Origin of the sequence: Xenorhabdus sp. SGI240, from assembly GCF_040081915.1 — a bacterium.
GTDB classification, from domain to species: Bacteria; Pseudomonadota; Gammaproteobacteria; order Enterobacterales; family Enterobacteriaceae; genus Xenorhabdus; species Xenorhabdus bakwenae.
This window is the reverse complement of sequence record NZ_JBEBMB010000029.1, coordinates 76,871-92,468: the sequence shown is the minus strand read 5'-3', so window position 1 is coordinate 92,468 and position 15,598 is coordinate 76,871. Positions and strand designations below refer to the sequence as shown.

General features: G+C 41.2%; 14 protein-coding genes, 2 pseudogenes and 1 riboswitch. Of the genes and pseudogenes, 2 read left to right on the top strand and 14 right to left on the bottom strand.

What is annotated here, in order from left to right; all coding sequences use genetic code 11:
- Positions 1–19 precede the first annotated feature (19 nt).
- The 6 genes and pseudogenes from ABLA76_RS08045 to ABLA76_RS08020 form a co-directional block, all read right to left on the bottom strand.
- On the bottom strand, positions 20–616 hold the full coding sequence (locus ABLA76_RS08045; protein ID WP_348987522.1) for a hypothetical protein: 597 nt from the start codon (positions 614–616) through the stop codon (positions 20–22).
- Positions 613–1,380, bottom strand: coding sequence for a DUF4123 domain-containing protein (locus tag ABLA76_RS08040; RefSeq protein ID WP_348987531.1), 768 nt, complete (start codon positions 1,378–1,380; stop codon positions 613–615). Before ABLA76_RS08040 ends, ABLA76_RS08045 begins: the two co-directional genes overlap by 4 nt.
- Before the next feature lie 501 nt (positions 1,381–1,881).
- Positions 1,882–2,912, bottom strand: a pseudogene (locus tag ABLA76_RS08035) (IS256 family transposase); the annotation flags it as partial.
- Positions 2,913–3,005: 93 nt separating this feature from the next.
- Positions 3,006–3,896 (bottom strand): plasmid partitioning protein RepB C-terminal domain-containing protein, encoded by an 891-nt coding sequence (locus tag ABLA76_RS08030; protein WP_047766598.1) that lies wholly within the window; start codon positions 3,894–3,896, stop codon positions 3,006–3,008.
- A complete protein-coding gene (locus tag ABLA76_RS08025) occupies positions 3,883–4,794 on the bottom strand; it encodes a ParB/RepB/Spo0J family partition protein (RefSeq protein WP_047766599.1) in 912 nt (303 codons plus the stop codon). The genes ABLA76_RS08030 and ABLA76_RS08025 overlap by 14 nt, the downstream gene beginning before the upstream one ends.
- 8 nt (positions 4,795–4,802) lie before the next feature.
- Complete coding sequence (locus tag ABLA76_RS08020; RefSeq protein ID WP_348987521.1) at positions 4,803–6,314, bottom strand: recombinase family protein; 1,512 nt, start codon at positions 6,312–6,314, stop codon at positions 4,803–4,805.
- 510 nt (positions 6,315–6,824) lie between these two features.
- Between ABLA76_RS08020 and ABLA76_RS08015 the strand changes: the two genes are divergently transcribed.
- Complete coding sequence (locus ABLA76_RS08015) at positions 6,825–7,082, top strand: transposase (protein ID WP_348987520.1); 258 nt, start codon at positions 6,825–6,827, stop codon at positions 7,080–7,082.
- Between the two features lie 218 nt (positions 7,083–7,300).
- Positions 7,301–7,537, top strand: a pseudogene (locus tag ABLA76_RS08010) (transposase); the annotation flags it as partial.
- A 486-nt stretch (positions 7,538–8,023) separates the two neighbouring features.
- On the opposite strand, the gene ABLA76_RS08005 reads toward ABLA76_RS08010, so the two are convergent.
- From ABLA76_RS08005 to rppH, 8 genes are all read right to left on the bottom strand, one after another.
- Entirely contained in the window at positions 8,024–8,248 is a 225-nt protein-coding gene (locus tag ABLA76_RS08005; RefSeq protein WP_285808551.1) for a hypothetical protein, read from the bottom strand.
- A 332-nt stretch (positions 8,249–8,580) separates the two neighbouring features.
- On the bottom strand, positions 8,581–9,222 hold the full coding sequence (locus ABLA76_RS08000; protein WP_348987519.1) for a LysE family translocator: 642 nt from the start codon (positions 9,220–9,222) through the stop codon (positions 8,581–8,583).
- Positions 9,223–9,228: 6 nt separating this feature from the next.
- Positions 9,229–10,101, bottom strand: coding sequence for a hypothetical protein (locus ABLA76_RS07995; protein WP_348987518.1), 873 nt, complete (start codon positions 10,099–10,101; stop codon positions 9,229–9,231).
- A gap of 49 nt (positions 10,102–10,150) precedes the next feature.
- Positions 10,151–10,324, bottom strand: coding sequence for a transposase family protein (locus ABLA76_RS07990; protein ID WP_348987530.1), 174 nt, complete (start codon positions 10,322–10,324; stop codon positions 10,151–10,153).
- Between the two features lie 118 nt (positions 10,325–10,442).
- Entirely contained in the window at positions 10,443–11,237 is a 795-nt protein-coding gene (gene thyA / locus ABLA76_RS07985) for a thymidylate synthase (RefSeq protein WP_285808554.1), read from the bottom strand.
- The gene (gene lgt, locus ABLA76_RS07980) at positions 11,234–12,124 is read right to left on the bottom strand and encodes a prolipoprotein diacylglyceryl transferase (protein WP_348987517.1); all 891 of its coding nucleotides are present in this window, start codon (positions 12,122–12,124) and stop codon (positions 11,234–11,236) included. The genes thyA and lgt overlap by 4 nt, the downstream gene beginning before the upstream one ends.
- 331 nt (positions 12,125–12,455) lie before the next feature.
- The gene (gene ptsP, locus ABLA76_RS07975; RefSeq protein WP_348987516.1) at positions 12,456–14,702 is read right to left on the bottom strand and encodes a phosphoenolpyruvate--protein phosphotransferase; all 2,247 of its coding nucleotides are present in this window, start codon (positions 14,700–14,702) and stop codon (positions 12,456–12,458) included.
- 9 nt (positions 14,703–14,711) lie between these two features.
- Complete coding sequence (gene rppH / locus ABLA76_RS07970) at positions 14,712–15,242, bottom strand: RNA pyrophosphohydrolase (RefSeq protein WP_047766605.1); 531 nt, start codon at positions 15,240–15,242, stop codon at positions 14,712–14,714.
- A 116-nt stretch (positions 15,243–15,358) separates the two neighbouring features.
- A riboswitch (TPP riboswitch) is annotated at positions 15,359–15,463 on the top strand.
- Positions 15,464–15,598: the final 135 nt, after the last annotated feature.

Here is a 15,598-nt window from a genome sequence, read left to right as displayed (position 1 = left end):
AGATCATTTATCCGATCAACTATATACTCATTAGTGAGAGGTTATATGCATTAACTAATGAATAGTCTTTTTGATGATGTAACAACAAAGACCATGCCCTAAATGGACATACTTCAATAACATAGCGATATTCGCCTAAATATGATGGATAAACTTCAAGGCCCTGTGGTTCACTATCAGGAAAATGGTAGCTTGGAAGAGGATTTTCTTCTTTCCATTTTTCGATAACTGGTATTTTATCAACCAATTCACCAATCTTTGCATAATGATACTTGCGGCCTGATTCCAAGCTCCCTTTAAAAACTGGTGAAATGGCTTTCATGGCTTCGGTAGAGCGAGTGTATTCACTGTTACGCTTCGTTCTCAGTGGGCGTTTTTCCATTTCATCGGCAAGTTCTTGCCCACTGAAAAATAAGCGTAAAGGAGAAGCCAATAATTGTTCTTCCTTGATCATTCCATTCCCATCTATTTTCCCTGTACGTGTAGTTTTGCTGTTTTTTAATGTATAAGGCATATTGGTTATGGGTTTATTATGTTCATCGACAAGCTGAATTTCTATCTTGTTCTTCAGCATATTCGGACAATTAGGACAATAAACTGAATTTGCATTACTCATAAATCTTTCTCCTGTTCTTTTTCTTGTTCCATCGCTAGCAGATAATCCTGACAGGATATTTTTTCAGCATGATGCCCTGCCTCAATTTTTTTCCGCAGCCATTGTTCAATCTGTTGTTCCAAACTGCCTTCAGGCTGATCCAATTGCCTCGCTATCTCTCCGTGGTTTTCCCATAAATCATTATAAAGTGAACTACTTAAGGCTTGCAGACCATAGGGAGAATGTAACCAGACTGCCAGCAAATGCTCACCCAACGTAAACGGAATTTCGCTGTTACCTTCTCTACACGCTTCGGGACGGCAAAACCTCATCGGTTGCGGCCTGTCTATCATCAGTTCTGTGACAGGCGACAACATCAGTGACCAGTCGCTGGGCGTAAAAGCCGGCACCAGTGTGCCCAATATCCGCGCATCCATCATGCGGAACAACATTGGTTCGCCATTCATCATTACCCATTGCCGCTGTTGCCAGTGTTTAATCTGTCCTTGCCACGGTGTATGGCTGCGGTAAGCCCAACCCCAACTGTTGTCACCCAGTTCATAGCGATCCAGCACTACCCCTATCTGAACTAATTGATTAGCCTTCGGTTGTACCAACCACGGACTCTGTTTCAACATATTGCGCATCGGGGTGCCGCTATACAGCCGAAATGCCTGCTCAATCCAGTCATTAAGGTAAAATGACTCTATCCTGGCATCCTGTTGCGCCAATTCTGCACAAGCTGGTTGCACCGGAAATTCAGTTGCCGGGAGTGCTTCCGCCATCGGGAGTTGCTCTACTTGTGAGAGTGGCGCTACTCCCTCCGGTAATTGCAGTGAAATCCCGCGCCCGCTGCCGCCTGCACCCTGCCCGACATTAATCGGTGAACAGAGAATGCCACCCGGTGTGACTTTCAGAAAACTGCCGCCCACTTTCAGCGTGATTTCTGCCGCCGCTTCCAGCACGACTTTGCCTCCGCTTTTCAGGTGGATTTCCTGCCCGCTGTCAATCACGGTGGCATCGCCGGTCTGGGTATGCTGGCTACCGGCAATCCGGTGCGAAACATCACCTTCGGTGGTGATTTTGCGTGAACCGGCGACCTGATGATGGTCATCGGCACGGATATCGTGGTAACGGTTGTTATCAATACGTTGTTTCTGGTCGTGTTTGATATGCCAGAGCACATCATTTTCAATCTGGGCGGTCAAATCTTTCTGGCCGTGGAAATAAATTTCCTCACTGCCTTTGGCATCTTCAAAACGCAGTTCGTTAAAGCTTTTGCCTTTAACGCTGTTCAACGATTCAATCGCATTCGTTGTGTAGATCACCTTGCGGATCTCGGCTGGGTAGGCGAAGAACGTCGACAGATGGTTCCAGTTAGACTGCCAGCTACGGCGGATTTTGGGGTAACGGGGATCCCAAGCCCGGCCAAAGGCTTCCAATGCCTGCAACGCCGCTTCTTCTGTTGGTGCCTGATAAATGGCTTTGAGGTCACGGGTAACCGCTTTGTCGTCTTTCCAGGCCACGAACCGCAGGCTGTTGCGTATCATATGCACAATGCACAGCTGGATACGGGTTTCGGGATAAACGGTGTTGATGGCATCCGGGAAGCCTTTCAGCCCATCGGCACAGGCAATGAGAATATCTTCCAGTCCCCGGTTCTTGAGATCGGTCAGCACGGACAGCCAGAATTTCGCCCTTTCATTTTCGGCCAGCCACATGCCCAGGAACTCCTTTTGGCCCTCAAGGTTGATCCCCAGTGTCAGGAACACCGATTTGTTGATGACCCGGCCATCATGACGAACCTTAATGACAATACAGTCAAGATAAACAATAGGATATAGCGCATCCAGTGGACGATTTTGTCACTCAGTAACTTGTTCCAGCACGGTGTCAGTGACCTTTGAGATGAGCGAGGGTGACACATCTGCGTCGTACATTTCTTTGAAGGCGGCGGCAATTTCCCGGGTCGTCATCCCCTTGGCATAGAACGCCAGAATCTGGTTGTCCATGGCGGTGATTCGGGTTTGGTGCTTCCGGATCAACTGGGGTTCAAACGCGCCCTCCCGATCACGGGGAATACGCAATTCCAAAGGGCCATCATTGCTCACGACCGTCTTTGATGAATAACCATTACGGGGGTTGGTGCCTGTTTTGGCGTTATTTTTCCCGTGGCCGAGTGTTCAGTCAGTTCAGCATTAAGGGCGGTTTCAACCGTTAATTTTTTGAGAAAACGGGAAAGCTGACTGAGATCATCAGGGGTTTTGAGATTTTTAGCCAATTCAGCCGCAAGAGCCTGTAACTGTTTGTCGTCCATAAGTGCACCTTCTTTTGAGGGTTAATTAAACATATCAAAATCGGGCAATTACACAAATCTACGTACAGGCTCTTGTAATCGATTAGTAAACATTTAAAAGATTTCTTTATCTTCGAGAACTGGTAAGGAATCAATAGCAGAGATCTTTTTTAGTTGTGTTAAATAGTCTGGATTATTATCTACTAACCAATTCAATACAGCATAATTACTAAGAAGCTTCTTAATGTGATTTATAATCACAGCTAACTTTAAATTATTTGTACCATAAATATTTTCTAATTGTTTAGTCTCCATTTCCATTGCAGCCATTTCTCGCTCCATTCTGGCAAAATTTTTTGCGATATCTTGCTTCTTAAGCTTGGAGTCTTTGGGGTTCTTAAGCATTTCATCAGGGGTTGTATGCAATAATGAAAGTGCAAATTTTCTACTAAAGTTATTTATATTTATCATCGTACATACCGCCTCATGCTGTCTTTCCGGCTTCATTTTCTTCAACACCTTGAATATAGCTTGAGGAACTATTTTGTCAGCTAATAAAGCTGTTGTTTCAGGGGTAATACCGTCAAGTAATTTAAATTTTGCTCTAAGAGACTTTATCGAAATATTTAGCGCAGTGCTTAATCTCTCTTCTGATACTCCAGCCTCAACAGCTTGTAATGCCATTCGGTGCTCCTGAATGACCGATAAACGGTTAACATACTTATTATAGCTATAAGATTCCTCATCTTCCGCTATTAAGCAGTATATTTTTTCAAGGCCTGCATCTTTTGATGCTTCAACTCTTAAATGTCCATCAAGTATAATCCTTTCAGAGTTTTCGTTAATGTAGATTACGATAGGTTCAATAACACCAATTATTTTTATAGTTGAAAGTATTTGTTTATATTTTACACTTATCTTAACGTTTAATGGCAATTCTTTACCGTATTTCAGTTCGCAAACATCCATTAATATACTTAGACTATTAAACTTAGGATTGTTCATTTTCCAGTCCTCGTTCAGGATTCACATTTTCGAGAATAAATGCAGGAACAGCATTTAAATTTTCAGAAACTAACACATCAGAAAACTCTTTATTTTGCAAAAGATTTACCATGATCTCTTTAACAACCATCAGACTTAACATCGTAAACTCAGACCTTGTATGGAGCATTTTATGTCTTTTCACATTATCTTGATAAAGCTCCCTCAACTCGTCAGGCGTAATCCGCTTCTTTTTTGCGGCCTTAACAAAAGCATTATTATCACTTCCTTTCCCTGAGGTTTCCCTCTGAGCTAAGATTTTTTTAATTATCGCTATTTGCTTTGAGTTAAGTTCACCAGAATTGAAACCCTCCAACAAAATATCTTGTATATCATTTCCTTTTGCTCTCGATATCTCAACAGCAAGGTAGAACGGTATTCTTCCAGATTCTACAGCAGCAAGTAGTTTATCCTCCCCATTCTCCTTTAATGAAACTATTGCACTTACCCAAGTTCGTGAACGCCCTATCTTTTGTCCTATTTCTAATTCGGTAAAACCTTTCTTTTTTAATTCTAATATACTATTGAGAAGCTCAGTTGCGCGGGGCTTTCTTCGTGCAATATTTTCAGCAAGACTCATGATATGCCCGTCTTCATGATCCACGGACTTTACTATTGCAGGGATTTGTTTCTCACCTAATATCTCATAAGCCTCAATTCTTCCTTGTCCACAAATTAAATCGTACATATACGTCTCACATGGGGAATCAGATAGTCTTACAGTTATTGGTTTTTTTAAGCCTATGTTTCTTATACTTTCAACAAGTTCATCATGAATAGATTTACTTCTGGAGCGTGAGTTAACAATCTTGATCTTAGATATAGCTATAAGCTTTATTTCTTCATATTCTTTCATCATAGTTCCTCTTAAATAATTTCACGTCTAAGAATCTGTAGAAAAGGATTCAAAGAATCAAACCTATAAAACTCTAACTGATAAGAATTTACATTTTCAAAAATTAACTGTCGCTCTAATACCTCTATTGAAGGGAATATATAGTAATCTTTCGTGTTTACGTTTTGACTATCAAGTCGAACAACAATACAAGCATCATAACTGTACTTACGTTCAAACCGTATCTTCCAACGCTTCTTAGTGGTATTCAGAAAACAACGTGAAATAACAACGGACATCTTAAATTCATCATTGATAGTAAATAATTTCGTTTCCTCATCATAATCAACATAACAACGCTGTTCTGTAATATCACGGATGAATTTTTCAATGAAGACGTGATATTTTTCTCTTAGTAATGAATTTATTCTCAAATAGTCATAATCATGTTTTGGTTTATAGTTAATTAATTGATAAGCCTGCAATAGGCCACCAAAACGCTTTCTATAAACAGATGAGGATGGGGTCTCATCGTCCTCATCTATAATGATACCGGAGAGCTTCCCTCTTGTTTTCAAAAGATCCGAGAGTTTACAAAGTAAATCCTCATTGCTAAGATGAATACTTCTATTACTAATAACCTCCTGTGCTTGTAAAAAGATCTCAGGAGAAATAATAGCCTCAAAAGCATTTTCACATCTTATCCATTCATGTTTTGGATTACGGATAAAACGTCGCTTTAATCGATAGGATGTTCGGTTATAAACATTATGACCAATATATTTTTCGTTAGTTAAAATCTCATGGATCTTTCCTCTGGTCCATTTCGTGCCTCGCTCTGCTGCTATCTCTCTCCTGTTCAGTTCAGAGGCAATAACTCGCTCTGGTTTTGAGCTATTAACGAATTGGTCGTATATCCATTTTACAACTGCAACTTCATTTTCTGGCCCTAATACTAAAATTATTCTGTCAGTCTGGATGCTTTTCCACTCTTTGTAATTAAGTATTCCTTTATGTTTCCGGTTTTCATCTACCAACATTCTCCGCAGACCATAACCTGCAGGCCCACCTTGGTGATATCCACGACCAGCCAGATTTACTTGACCAAGAAAGACTTTTTGAGATAAATTTCGACTGAATAGAGATGCTTCTTTGCGACCTATGAACAATTGGAAATCAGCATAATCGTTATCAACTTCGGCGATAGGATTCGCACAATAGATGATCTTAACATCATGCATTTCAAGTTGATGGGTGTAATATCCATATTGATCTATTTTTTGAAATCTACCGAAACGACTTATATCATAAACTAAAACAGCTTTAATATTTATTCTTCTGCTAACTACATCATCAATTAGTTGATGAAATGCTTCTCTTCGGTTAGCCGTAACTCCGCTTTTACCTGAGTCATCGTAAGTATGAATAATATTCATACCATGTTCAGAAGCATATTTACTTATGAATTGCGACTGATTGAATAATGAATACTGTTGGTGGTCTGTAGACATTCTAAGATATTGAGCTACACTAATCTCATCCATAACATCCACCTCATCTTTAAAAAATAAAGTTTGTGGTGTTATGAAAAGCCTTGATGTCCTAAAAAATCATTTCTCCACAATACTCTATATGCAAAATACCTAACTTAAACTACACTATTAACCATGCCTATTTTCTTGATCTGGCTCCCAAATCTGAACATAATTTAACCAAAATCATTTATGAAAGTCCAAATGACATCTGAGCCACCGGACAAGGATTCCAGTATTTTTATGGGAACCTCCAAAAACTTTTCACAGCCACAAAATTGAGTAAAATGTAGACACAGTACATCTCTGCAAGGTAGCACCGTCATGATACTGCCTCGTTCTGCTTTAAAAAAAGACAAGCTGGCATCCGAATATCACCGTCGAAAAATCGATGAATGAGGTGATCCACTGCTTGTTCTTGATAAGTCTGTTGATTTCTCGGCACTGGCTGACACCATAGACCGTGTCGCACCACGTATTATTTCTCCCAAAGGGGGACGCCCGCCATTCCCGACTGAGGTGATGGTTCGCATCATTATCCTGAAACATTTCCATAATCTTTCCGATGAAAAGAGGGAATATCAATTACTTGATCGAATGAGCTGGTCACGTTTTTGTCGCCTGACCGATATCATTAATATTCCAGACCGTCACACGATTTGGTGTTTCGAAAAACGGATTGGGCAGGAAGTGCCCGCGCATTGTTTGAAGAGGCGAAGCATCAGCTTTCGGCACAGGGATTCATTCCCAGAAGGGGGCAACTCATTGATGCCACGTTGATTCCAGTGCCTAAGCAGCACAATAAGAAGTAAGAGAATGAACACATCCGTCAGGGTAAAACCCCGGATAACGGGACAGCCAACAAACGATGCCAGAAAGACACCGAGGCAACCTGGCCGAAAAAACACTTTATCGCTGAGTCACCTGAAGTGAGCAATATCAGCGAAAGTCCCGGGCTGAATGGCAAAAGCTCAACGCCCTCGTCGCACAAATCCAGCTGGCGCAACCGCCTGTCCAGACTGTGGAAAAGTCTGGTGAGCTGGCTGAAAAAGAGGGAACAGGTTCCGGCGTCCCGCTATGCCGGAAGGTGTGCTTATATTCTTAAGCATGAAACGGGGCGATGGGTTTTTCTCCGTCATAAAGACATCCCGTTGACCAACAACGAGGCGAAATGGTGCCTGCGTGGCAGTGTGATCATGCAAAAAATCTGCTTTGGGACCCGTTCCCAGCGGGGGTGAACAGTACTGTTTCCGAGGATGTGATCAGTGAAATCGTGACCGAGATGACCCAAAAACAGCCCTACCAGGATGTGTTTAATCTTCTTCCCGCTAGTCAATATAGGGCTGGTAAAGGGTTACTGTATTTTTAACCTAAACTTTCTCCACTGCAATTTAAAATAAATTAAGAATATGCTATTTTTTCTGGTATATTTAACCAGAATTTTAATAAAAACAAACAAAAGCATTGAATATTATTTTGCAAATGGTAATTTCTTAACAAAGAAGAAATTAAATAACAAATCGTGTGTTAATGATCCTGGATTCTTCAAGGATATCATGACTTGCCTGTTTAATATTAGTTAATGCGCAGGTACGTAACAACCATCTATTATAACCATCATAACGCGCTATACCAATTCACCTTCAAGGTGCATGTTACATATTCCCGTAACACATGGAAATATAAGGCTTTACTTTATATTGCAGATTGCAATTTGAAGTTTATCGAGTATATAAACTCAGAACGGAAGGGCTATGTAACCCATCACTATAAAATCCTTTTCTAAGTAACTCATCATTATCTACATAAATAATATGGTCACCTTTAATTTTAGATAAATCACGGGTAGTATCTGGTTCTCTATATTCAATAATACTATTAGAAAAACTCATCCCTGATTGAAAATCAAAATTTTTTTGATCGTTATCGATAATATCTCCAATCATTTTCTTTAAAAGAACCTCATTTTCGCACCTTGCAAAATAGAAAGAAGACCCCAATGACAAAGTCGTTATATTTTATAAAAGGCTGCCATCCCTCATAATCAATAAATTGTCTGACATAATTACCATGCAAATGAACCCCCTCCCCTTCGTAAACTACTTTAATTTCCTCATCAAGTTGATTCAAGTAATTATACTCTCCATGTTTAAACTCTATATTTTTGGTAACAACATATTTGTTAACAGTGTTATTTTCAGCGTGAGAGTAAATATCCGACAAAGAAAATATAATAGATAAATTCGGACAGAAATAACATTCTACGGTAATAAGTCAATTAAATAAAAACAGTACCCACAAACATAACAACTCCAAATAACAGCAAGAAAATATTAGTTATAGACTCTATAATAACTTGAGAATTTCCTTTCAAAAATATATTTTGAATATAAAAAATCGAATAAACAAATATAACCCACCATAAGACCCCAATAACAATATCAATTATCCCAAGTATGATAATTTGCCTAAGAGGAGGTAGTGCCGGATTAATAAATTGAGGCAGAATACTGATAAAAAATATGGCTACTTTAGGGTTAAGTACATTAGCAAATAACCCGATTAAAAAAGGATTTCTTTTTTGCTTAATGATTCCTTGTGAATTAATCACTGACTGTTGTTGGTTTTTATTGCGATAAATCTCCCTTAATCCCGAACTTCCAAGATAAACAAGATAAACGGCGCCGATTATTTGTAATATATTGAATGCTGTTTTCGATGTTGCCAGAATAACTGTAGCGCCTAATGATCCTAACACAAGATGAAAAAACAGCCCTGACTGTACACCAAATGCAGTGATCATTCCTTCTCTCTTGCTCTTAAATACCCCTTTACTGATAACAGCCCAATCAGGTCCAGGGGTCAAATAAGAGAGTAATGCCAATAGAACAAATATAGATATCAATTCAAAACTGATCATGTTTTATCATCTCAACTTACAGTATGTCGTAATCACAATATACTCATCACTTTCTTCTGGTTTTATCTCTACCTTAACATCCTGTATTTCTTCTGTATTTTTTATATGGGTTCCACCACACGGAATAACAACCGGACGATTTTCTACCGTGCTTTTCCATAACCTCAAACTTCCAATATCTTGTGATGTATATTCAACCCGTATTTTACTCCCTGTTGCCAACCAGTTTTCCAAGATTAAATTTATCTCTTCATTGATGCTAACAATACTTTCCAAAAATGATGCTTTATCAAACCCTTTTTTCTTTAACGACTTACCAAGCCGATATGTATCTATGGATTTTAACTCAGAAATTGATGATTTAAATATTGCTGCTTTATCTAAGTTATAATTTTCTAAACTATCCTTATCAAAATCTTTATTCCAATATTTATTAGTCACCTTATTTAAGGCTAAAGACATAAAGTGAGCCATACTATGTGCTGCGCTAATTTTATGCCTGACTTCAGCATCAACCGATAATTTAACTTTTGCGCCTACTATAGATTGACATTCCAGACCATTTAGTGATTCTAAATAGTGGGCTGGGATCAGTTTATCTTCTATATTTAATTTGTTGGGTATATCGTGATCAATGTAAATCATACTGTCAATGATAACTGCGGTATAAGTCTTGACAATATTTAATACTTGGTTATTAAGAACAATAACCCCAATGTCACTTTTTTGGTCACCCCATTTATAATTTTTGGGATAGAAAGGGCTATTACTTGTAATAACGATATATCCATTATTATATTTGAATGCTTCGATGATAATTGCGTCCAAACTTAATTGCCCTGTCATAAATGATGAATCAATCGCTGCATTATTTAACATATCAATTTCTCTTGCTGTTGATTTTATCAACAGACAATCTACTAATTGATCAAAAAATGTCAAGGGTTCTATGCAGGGTAACCGCATAGCCTTCGGTATATTCCTGAATATCATGCCAGCCTTCTGCCCCCGCAATCATTGCACAAAGCGACGCAAACAGGATATCAAATAAGGGATAAGCGACTTTCGCGCTCTGGTGCGGGTCTTGGATCTCTGAAAAAATGCAGGCTAAAGTTTCTGAGGGACATGGGATTGGTTTTCAACTCTCAAAAGAGAGTATAAGATCACAGCTCTTTACGCGATGTATTTCCATCCCCAGATTTGAGGATGGAAAAAGAGAATTAAATGGCAACCGGTGCTTTAATACCGGGATGCGGATCGTAATCCACAATTTCAAAGTCTTCGAATCGATAATCAAACAATGAGTCGGGCTTACGCTTAATCACTAACTTAGGTAACGCGCGTGGCTCACGACTTAATTGCAGTCTGGTTTGTTCCAAATGGTTGCTGTAAAGGTGAGTATCTCCGCCAGTCCAGACAAAATCACCCACTTCAAGATCACATTGTTGGGCCATCATATGCACCAATAACGCATAGCTGGCGATATTGAATGGCAATCCTAAAAATACATCACAAGAACGCTGGTAAAGCTGGCAGGAAAGTTTACCGTCTGCTACGTAGAACTGGAAAAAAGCATGGCACGGCGCCAGGGCCATTTTATCCAGCTCCCCAACGTTCCACGCAGAAACAATGATCCGACGTGAATCAGGATCACTTTTCAACTGTTCAATAACCTGGGTTAATTGATCGATCTGACGGCCATCTGCACAACCCCAGGCACGCCATTGTTTACCATAAACAGGTCCCAAATTGCCATTTTCGTCAGCCCATTCATCCCAAATAGATACGCCATTATCATGCAGGTATTTGATATTGGTGTCGCCATGCAAGAACCACAGCAATTCGTGGATAATGGAACGAATATGGCAACGCTTGGTGGTTACCAACGGAAAACCTGCTTGCAAATTGAAACGCATCTGATGACCAAAAATAGAAAGGGTTCCCGTCCCCGTTCGGTCATCTTTTGCTGTGCCCTCTTCCAACACTTTTTTCATTAAATCCAGATACTGTTTCATTTTGCCTCTTGTACCTTGTTATTGCGTGTTTTATTGCCAGGGCATTTATGCGCCCATATCATCAAAAATATTCCCGCTAGAATCATGGGAACAGAAAGGATTTGCCCCATACTTATCCCGTCAAACAGCCCAAGTTGGGCGTCAGGCTGGCGGAAAAATTCGACTATTATGCGGAATGCACCGTAGCCAATCAGGAATAAGCCTGAAACACTCCCCATCGGGCGCGGTTTACGGATAAATAAGTTGAGGATGATAAATAATACAATGCCTTCAAGTACCATCTCATAGAGCTGTGATGGATGGCGGGGCAAGACACCATATTTTTCCAGAATAGGCCATAACGAAGGATTGGCGGTGGCGATGACCATATCTTCACTGCGGGAGCCTGGGAATAACATGGCCCACGGCGTATCAAGCGTAACACGCCCCCACAATTCTCCATTGATAAAGTTACCGATCCGCCCCATTCCCAAACCAAACGGAACTAATGGCGCAACGAAATCCGCGACTTGCAAGAAATGGCGTTTGGTGCGGCGCGCAAACCACCACATGGCGCAGATAACCCCTACCAGTCCACCGTGGAAAGACATTCCTCCATCCCAAACTTTAAACAGATAAAGCGGGTTATCAAGGAACATTGGAAGATTATAGAACAGGACATAACCGAGGCGTCCACCGGCGAAAACCCCGACAAACCCGGCATATAGCAGGTTCTCAACTTCGGTTTTGTTCCAGCCACTGTTTGGCTTTGCCGCACGGCGATTTGCCAGCCACATGGCAAAAACAAAGCCAACCAGATACATAAAACCGTACCAATGGAGGGATACAGGCCCGATTGAAAATATGACAGGGTCAATATTAGGAAATGCCAGATAGCTAGTGCTCATCGTTCCCCACTAAAAATATGTTGTGTGAATGAATGATCTTGTGCGAGTAAATTATATGACTTGAATAGCTTAAGACAAATAATCGCAGATAATAACACAGGCAAGTGACGAGCTCCCACCATTAGACCGCAAGTGATTGTCGTGGCGCCTCTGATGAACCCTATTAGTGGAGACTACAAACTCAGTTAGGTTGGTAGGTTGGTATGTTGCAAGGCGGCTGCACGTATCAACAACAACTTGTCGTCTGAAGAAATTCATAAGGATATATGGTCATTGGTTTCTACTGGAATCTGAGGCATCATTAAGTCCTCCAATTTTTTGTATAACTTCCCTAAATACCCCCTCGAATCAAGCCTCCCAAACCCTGTGATTCCATAAATTCGGCTGACAATACTTTTACTTCATGGCTGGTTTCAGCTCTCAAAATCAACTCAATAAGATGCTCAAGTTCTTTGGCATCCAAATGCCTTAATAAATACTTAATACGCGGAATACTGTGACCACTCATGCTCAGGCTACGGTAACCTAAGCCAAGCAATATGAGTGTCTCCATTGGCAGGCCTGCCATTTCTCCGCATATGCTAATCGGGAGATCAAGACGCTGGCATTCATCAAAGGCGAATTTCAAGGCTCTAATCACCGCAGGATGCAAATTATCATACAGCGAAGCGACGTGGGTATTATTGCGATCCACCGCAAGCAAGTATTGAGTTAAATCATTCGTGCCAATAGAAACAAAATCAATCCGTTTCTTTAATTGAGGCAGCAAAAAAATGGCTGAGGGAACTTCAAGCATAATACCAATCCGAGGCATTGTGATTGTTTCAGCCAGCGTTTGCTCTACTTCAATTTTTGCTCTCTCAATCAGTTTTCGGGCTTCATCAATCTCTTCAATACTGGTCACCATCGGCAACAGTATTTTTAAATTGCCCGTTTGTGCATTGGCTTTTAGCATCGCCCGCAGCTGAATCAGGAATATTTCCGGTTGATCCAGCGTGATGCGGATGCCCCGCCATCCCAGACAAGGGTTTTCTTCATTGATAGGCATATAAGGAAGTTGTTTATCAGCGCCAATATCCAGTGTTCTCAATACCACTGGCTTATCAGGAAAAAGTTCCAGTATCTCTTGATAGCGATTTTTCTGCTCATCTTCTGATGGAAAACCGCTATGCAACATAAAAGGAATTTCCGTGCGATACAGCCCAATGCCATCAATATTGTCTTCTATCTGCCGTTCATGTTTCAAACTCAAGCCCGCGTTAAGCTGCACCAGAACCCGTTCTCCGCTTTTTAGCCGTGCTTGCTTTTGCTGTTCACATTCAGCCAGCTTACTGAGAACCTGTTCCTCCTCGATGATTTGTTGGTATTCTTTAGCAACCAGAGGCTCCGGTTCAATAAAAACCTCTGCGCGATAACCATCCAGGATGAGTGTCCGATTGTGTAATAACTCAGGCTGGATATCCGCGCCCATGATAGCCGGAATTCCCATCGCACGAACCAATATTGCAGAGTGAGAATGGGTCGCGCCATCTCGTACAATCACACCCACCAATTGATCTTGTGGCAATTCAGCCAATAAGTTAGCACTGAGTTCATCAGCAACCAGTATAAAACGCGCTGGCCACTGCCTGCTCCCCGTAGAGGAACCATTCAGATGAAACAACACCCGCTGACCGAGCGCCCGCAGATCCGATGCCCTCTCGCGCATATAAAGATCTTGCAAGCTGGCAAACTGTTCAGCATATTTTTCAATCACAGTTTTAATCGCCCATTCCGCTACAAAACCGTTATCAACAGCACAAAACAAATCCCGCTTGAGTTGAGGATCATTTAATAGATGGGAATAGAGATCAAAAATGGCGGCGCTTTCTTTCTGTGAACTGGCAGTAAAGCGCTTGCTGATACGACGGCATTCCGCAGTTGCTTCTTCAAGCGCCAAAGTCAGCCTGGAGCGTTCAGCCTGATAATCCGGCGTCAATGCTTCAGTCACTTGTTCCAACAAAGGTTGAGAGCGATCTTGCCATCCCTGTGCCAGAACAATGCCATTAGAAATAGCAAGCCCCTTAATGCGGGTCTGGCGATACTGGCCGAACACCCCTTTGGTTTGCGCCTGAGCGAGAACAGCAGCAAGTTGCATCGCCAGTGTCACCATGAAAGATTCTTCACTTTCATCAAATAACCGTCGTTCATATTGCTGGACAACGAGTATTCCCTGCAATTGGCGACGATAAATAATCGGTACACCTAAAAAAGCCCGCAGACTTTCTTCTCTTACTTGGGGAATATATTTAAAACTGGGATGATCACGGACATCAGCGAGATTAATTAATTCGGATAAACGCCCAACTTGCCCCACGACACCTTCATCAAAGGCGAGACTAATTGCTTGCCCCCTGGGTTTTCTCAACCCCTTGGTTGCCATCAGGTAATAACATTGCCGCTGATGATCCGCCAAATAAATAGAGCAGACATCCGTGTTCATTGCCCGGCACGTTTCATTGACCAATAACTCAAGCGCTTCAGATAAATTAGCTGCCATTGCAACCTTTTCAACAATTTCCCGTAAGCGCATGAGCATAGCAATAACCTAACTTTTTCTACGACGATGTAAATAAGGTGAATGGAATAATGAAGCCGGCTCCTGCGTTGACATCACAATAAAAGAGAATTCTTTCATCACGCGGCGATAGACATCGCGTTTAAAAGAAACGACTTGCCGGACAGGATACCAATAACTGACCCAACGCCAACCATCAAATTCCGGTGTCTTACTGCGCTGCACATTAATATCCGCTTCATTACACAATAACTGTAATAAAAACCAACGTTGCTTTTGCCCAATACAAACAGGCTTTGTATCCCAACGCACCAAACGTTTGGGTAATTTGTAACGCAACCAACTCCGGGTTGAGGCAAGAACCCGTACATCTTTGCGATTTAAACCAACTTCTTCGAACAACTCGCGATACATTGCCTGCTCTGGTGATTCCCCTGGATTGATACCCCCTTGAGGAAACTGCCAGGAGTGCTGCCCATAACGGCGAGCCCACAAAACTTGCCCTTGGCGATTACAAATTACAATTCCTACATTCGGGCGGTAGCCATCATCATCGATCACCAGACTACCTCTCGGTATAACAAATTTAAAAAGATAGCTAATTGTTTCACACTCATCTCAAGCGGTAAACCTCTATGATTAGACTTTGCAGACGTAGCCGAAGTCTCTACAATACCGCTATCTCAACGGGGTGCGGCTGCCGCAAAACAGTACTGCTGAGAACAAACCCGTCGAACCTGAACCGGTTAGTACCGTCGTAGGGATTTGAGACGCTACTCATTGATATAATAGATGTCATTTTCATTTAGCACCTTCTCAGATCCTTTGCTATCTGCTAATAACAAACATTAAGTAATTGATGTATAGAATTATCAATATTGCTAACTATTGATATATGCAATTATAGGAGAGCAAAG

Bases quoted from the DNA above. Each gene is read 5' to 3' on its own strand.
- ptsP (WP_348987516.1), bottom strand. From the start codon at position 14,702: ATGCTCATGCGCTTACGGGAAATTGTTGAAAAGGTTGCAATGGCAGCT.
- thyA (WP_285808554.1), bottom strand. From the start codon at position 11,237: ATGAAACAGTATCTGGATTTAATGAAAAAAGTGTTGGAAGAGGGCACA.
- ABLA76_RS08020 (WP_348987521.1), bottom strand. From the start codon at position 6,314: ATGGATGAGATTAGTGTAGCTCAATATCTTAGAATGTCTACAGACCAC.
- ABLA76_RS08030 (WP_047766598.1), bottom strand. From the start codon at position 3,896: ATGAACAATCCTAAGTTTAATAGTCTAAGTATATTAATGGATGTTTGC.
- lgt (WP_348987517.1), bottom strand. From the start codon at position 12,124: ATGAGCACTAGCTATCTGGCATTTCCTAATATTGACCCTGTCATATTT.
- ABLA76_RS08015 (WP_348987520.1), top strand. From the start codon at position 6,825: ATGGTTCGCATCATTATCCTGAAACATTTCCATAATCTTTCCGATGAA.
- ABLA76_RS08040 (WP_348987531.1), bottom strand. From the start codon at position 1,380: ATGGCGGAAGCACTCCCGGCAACTGAATTTCCGGTGCAACCAGCTTGT.
- ABLA76_RS08000 (WP_348987519.1), bottom strand. From the start codon at position 9,222: ATGATCAGTTTTGAATTGATATCTATATTTGTTCTATTGGCATTACTC.
- ABLA76_RS08025 (WP_047766599.1), bottom strand. From the start codon at position 4,794: ATGATGAAAGAATATGAAGAAATAAAGCTTATAGCTATATCTAAGATC.
- ABLA76_RS07995 (WP_348987518.1), bottom strand. From the start codon at position 10,101: ATGTTAAATAATGCAGCGATTGATTCATCATTTATGACAGGGCAATTA.
- ABLA76_RS08005 (WP_285808551.1), bottom strand. From the start codon at position 8,248: ATGATTGGAGATATTATCGATAACGATCAAAAAAATTTTGATTTTCAA.
- ABLA76_RS08045 (WP_348987522.1), bottom strand. From the start codon at position 616: ATGAGTAATGCAAATTCAGTTTATTGTCCTAATTGTCCGAATATGCTG.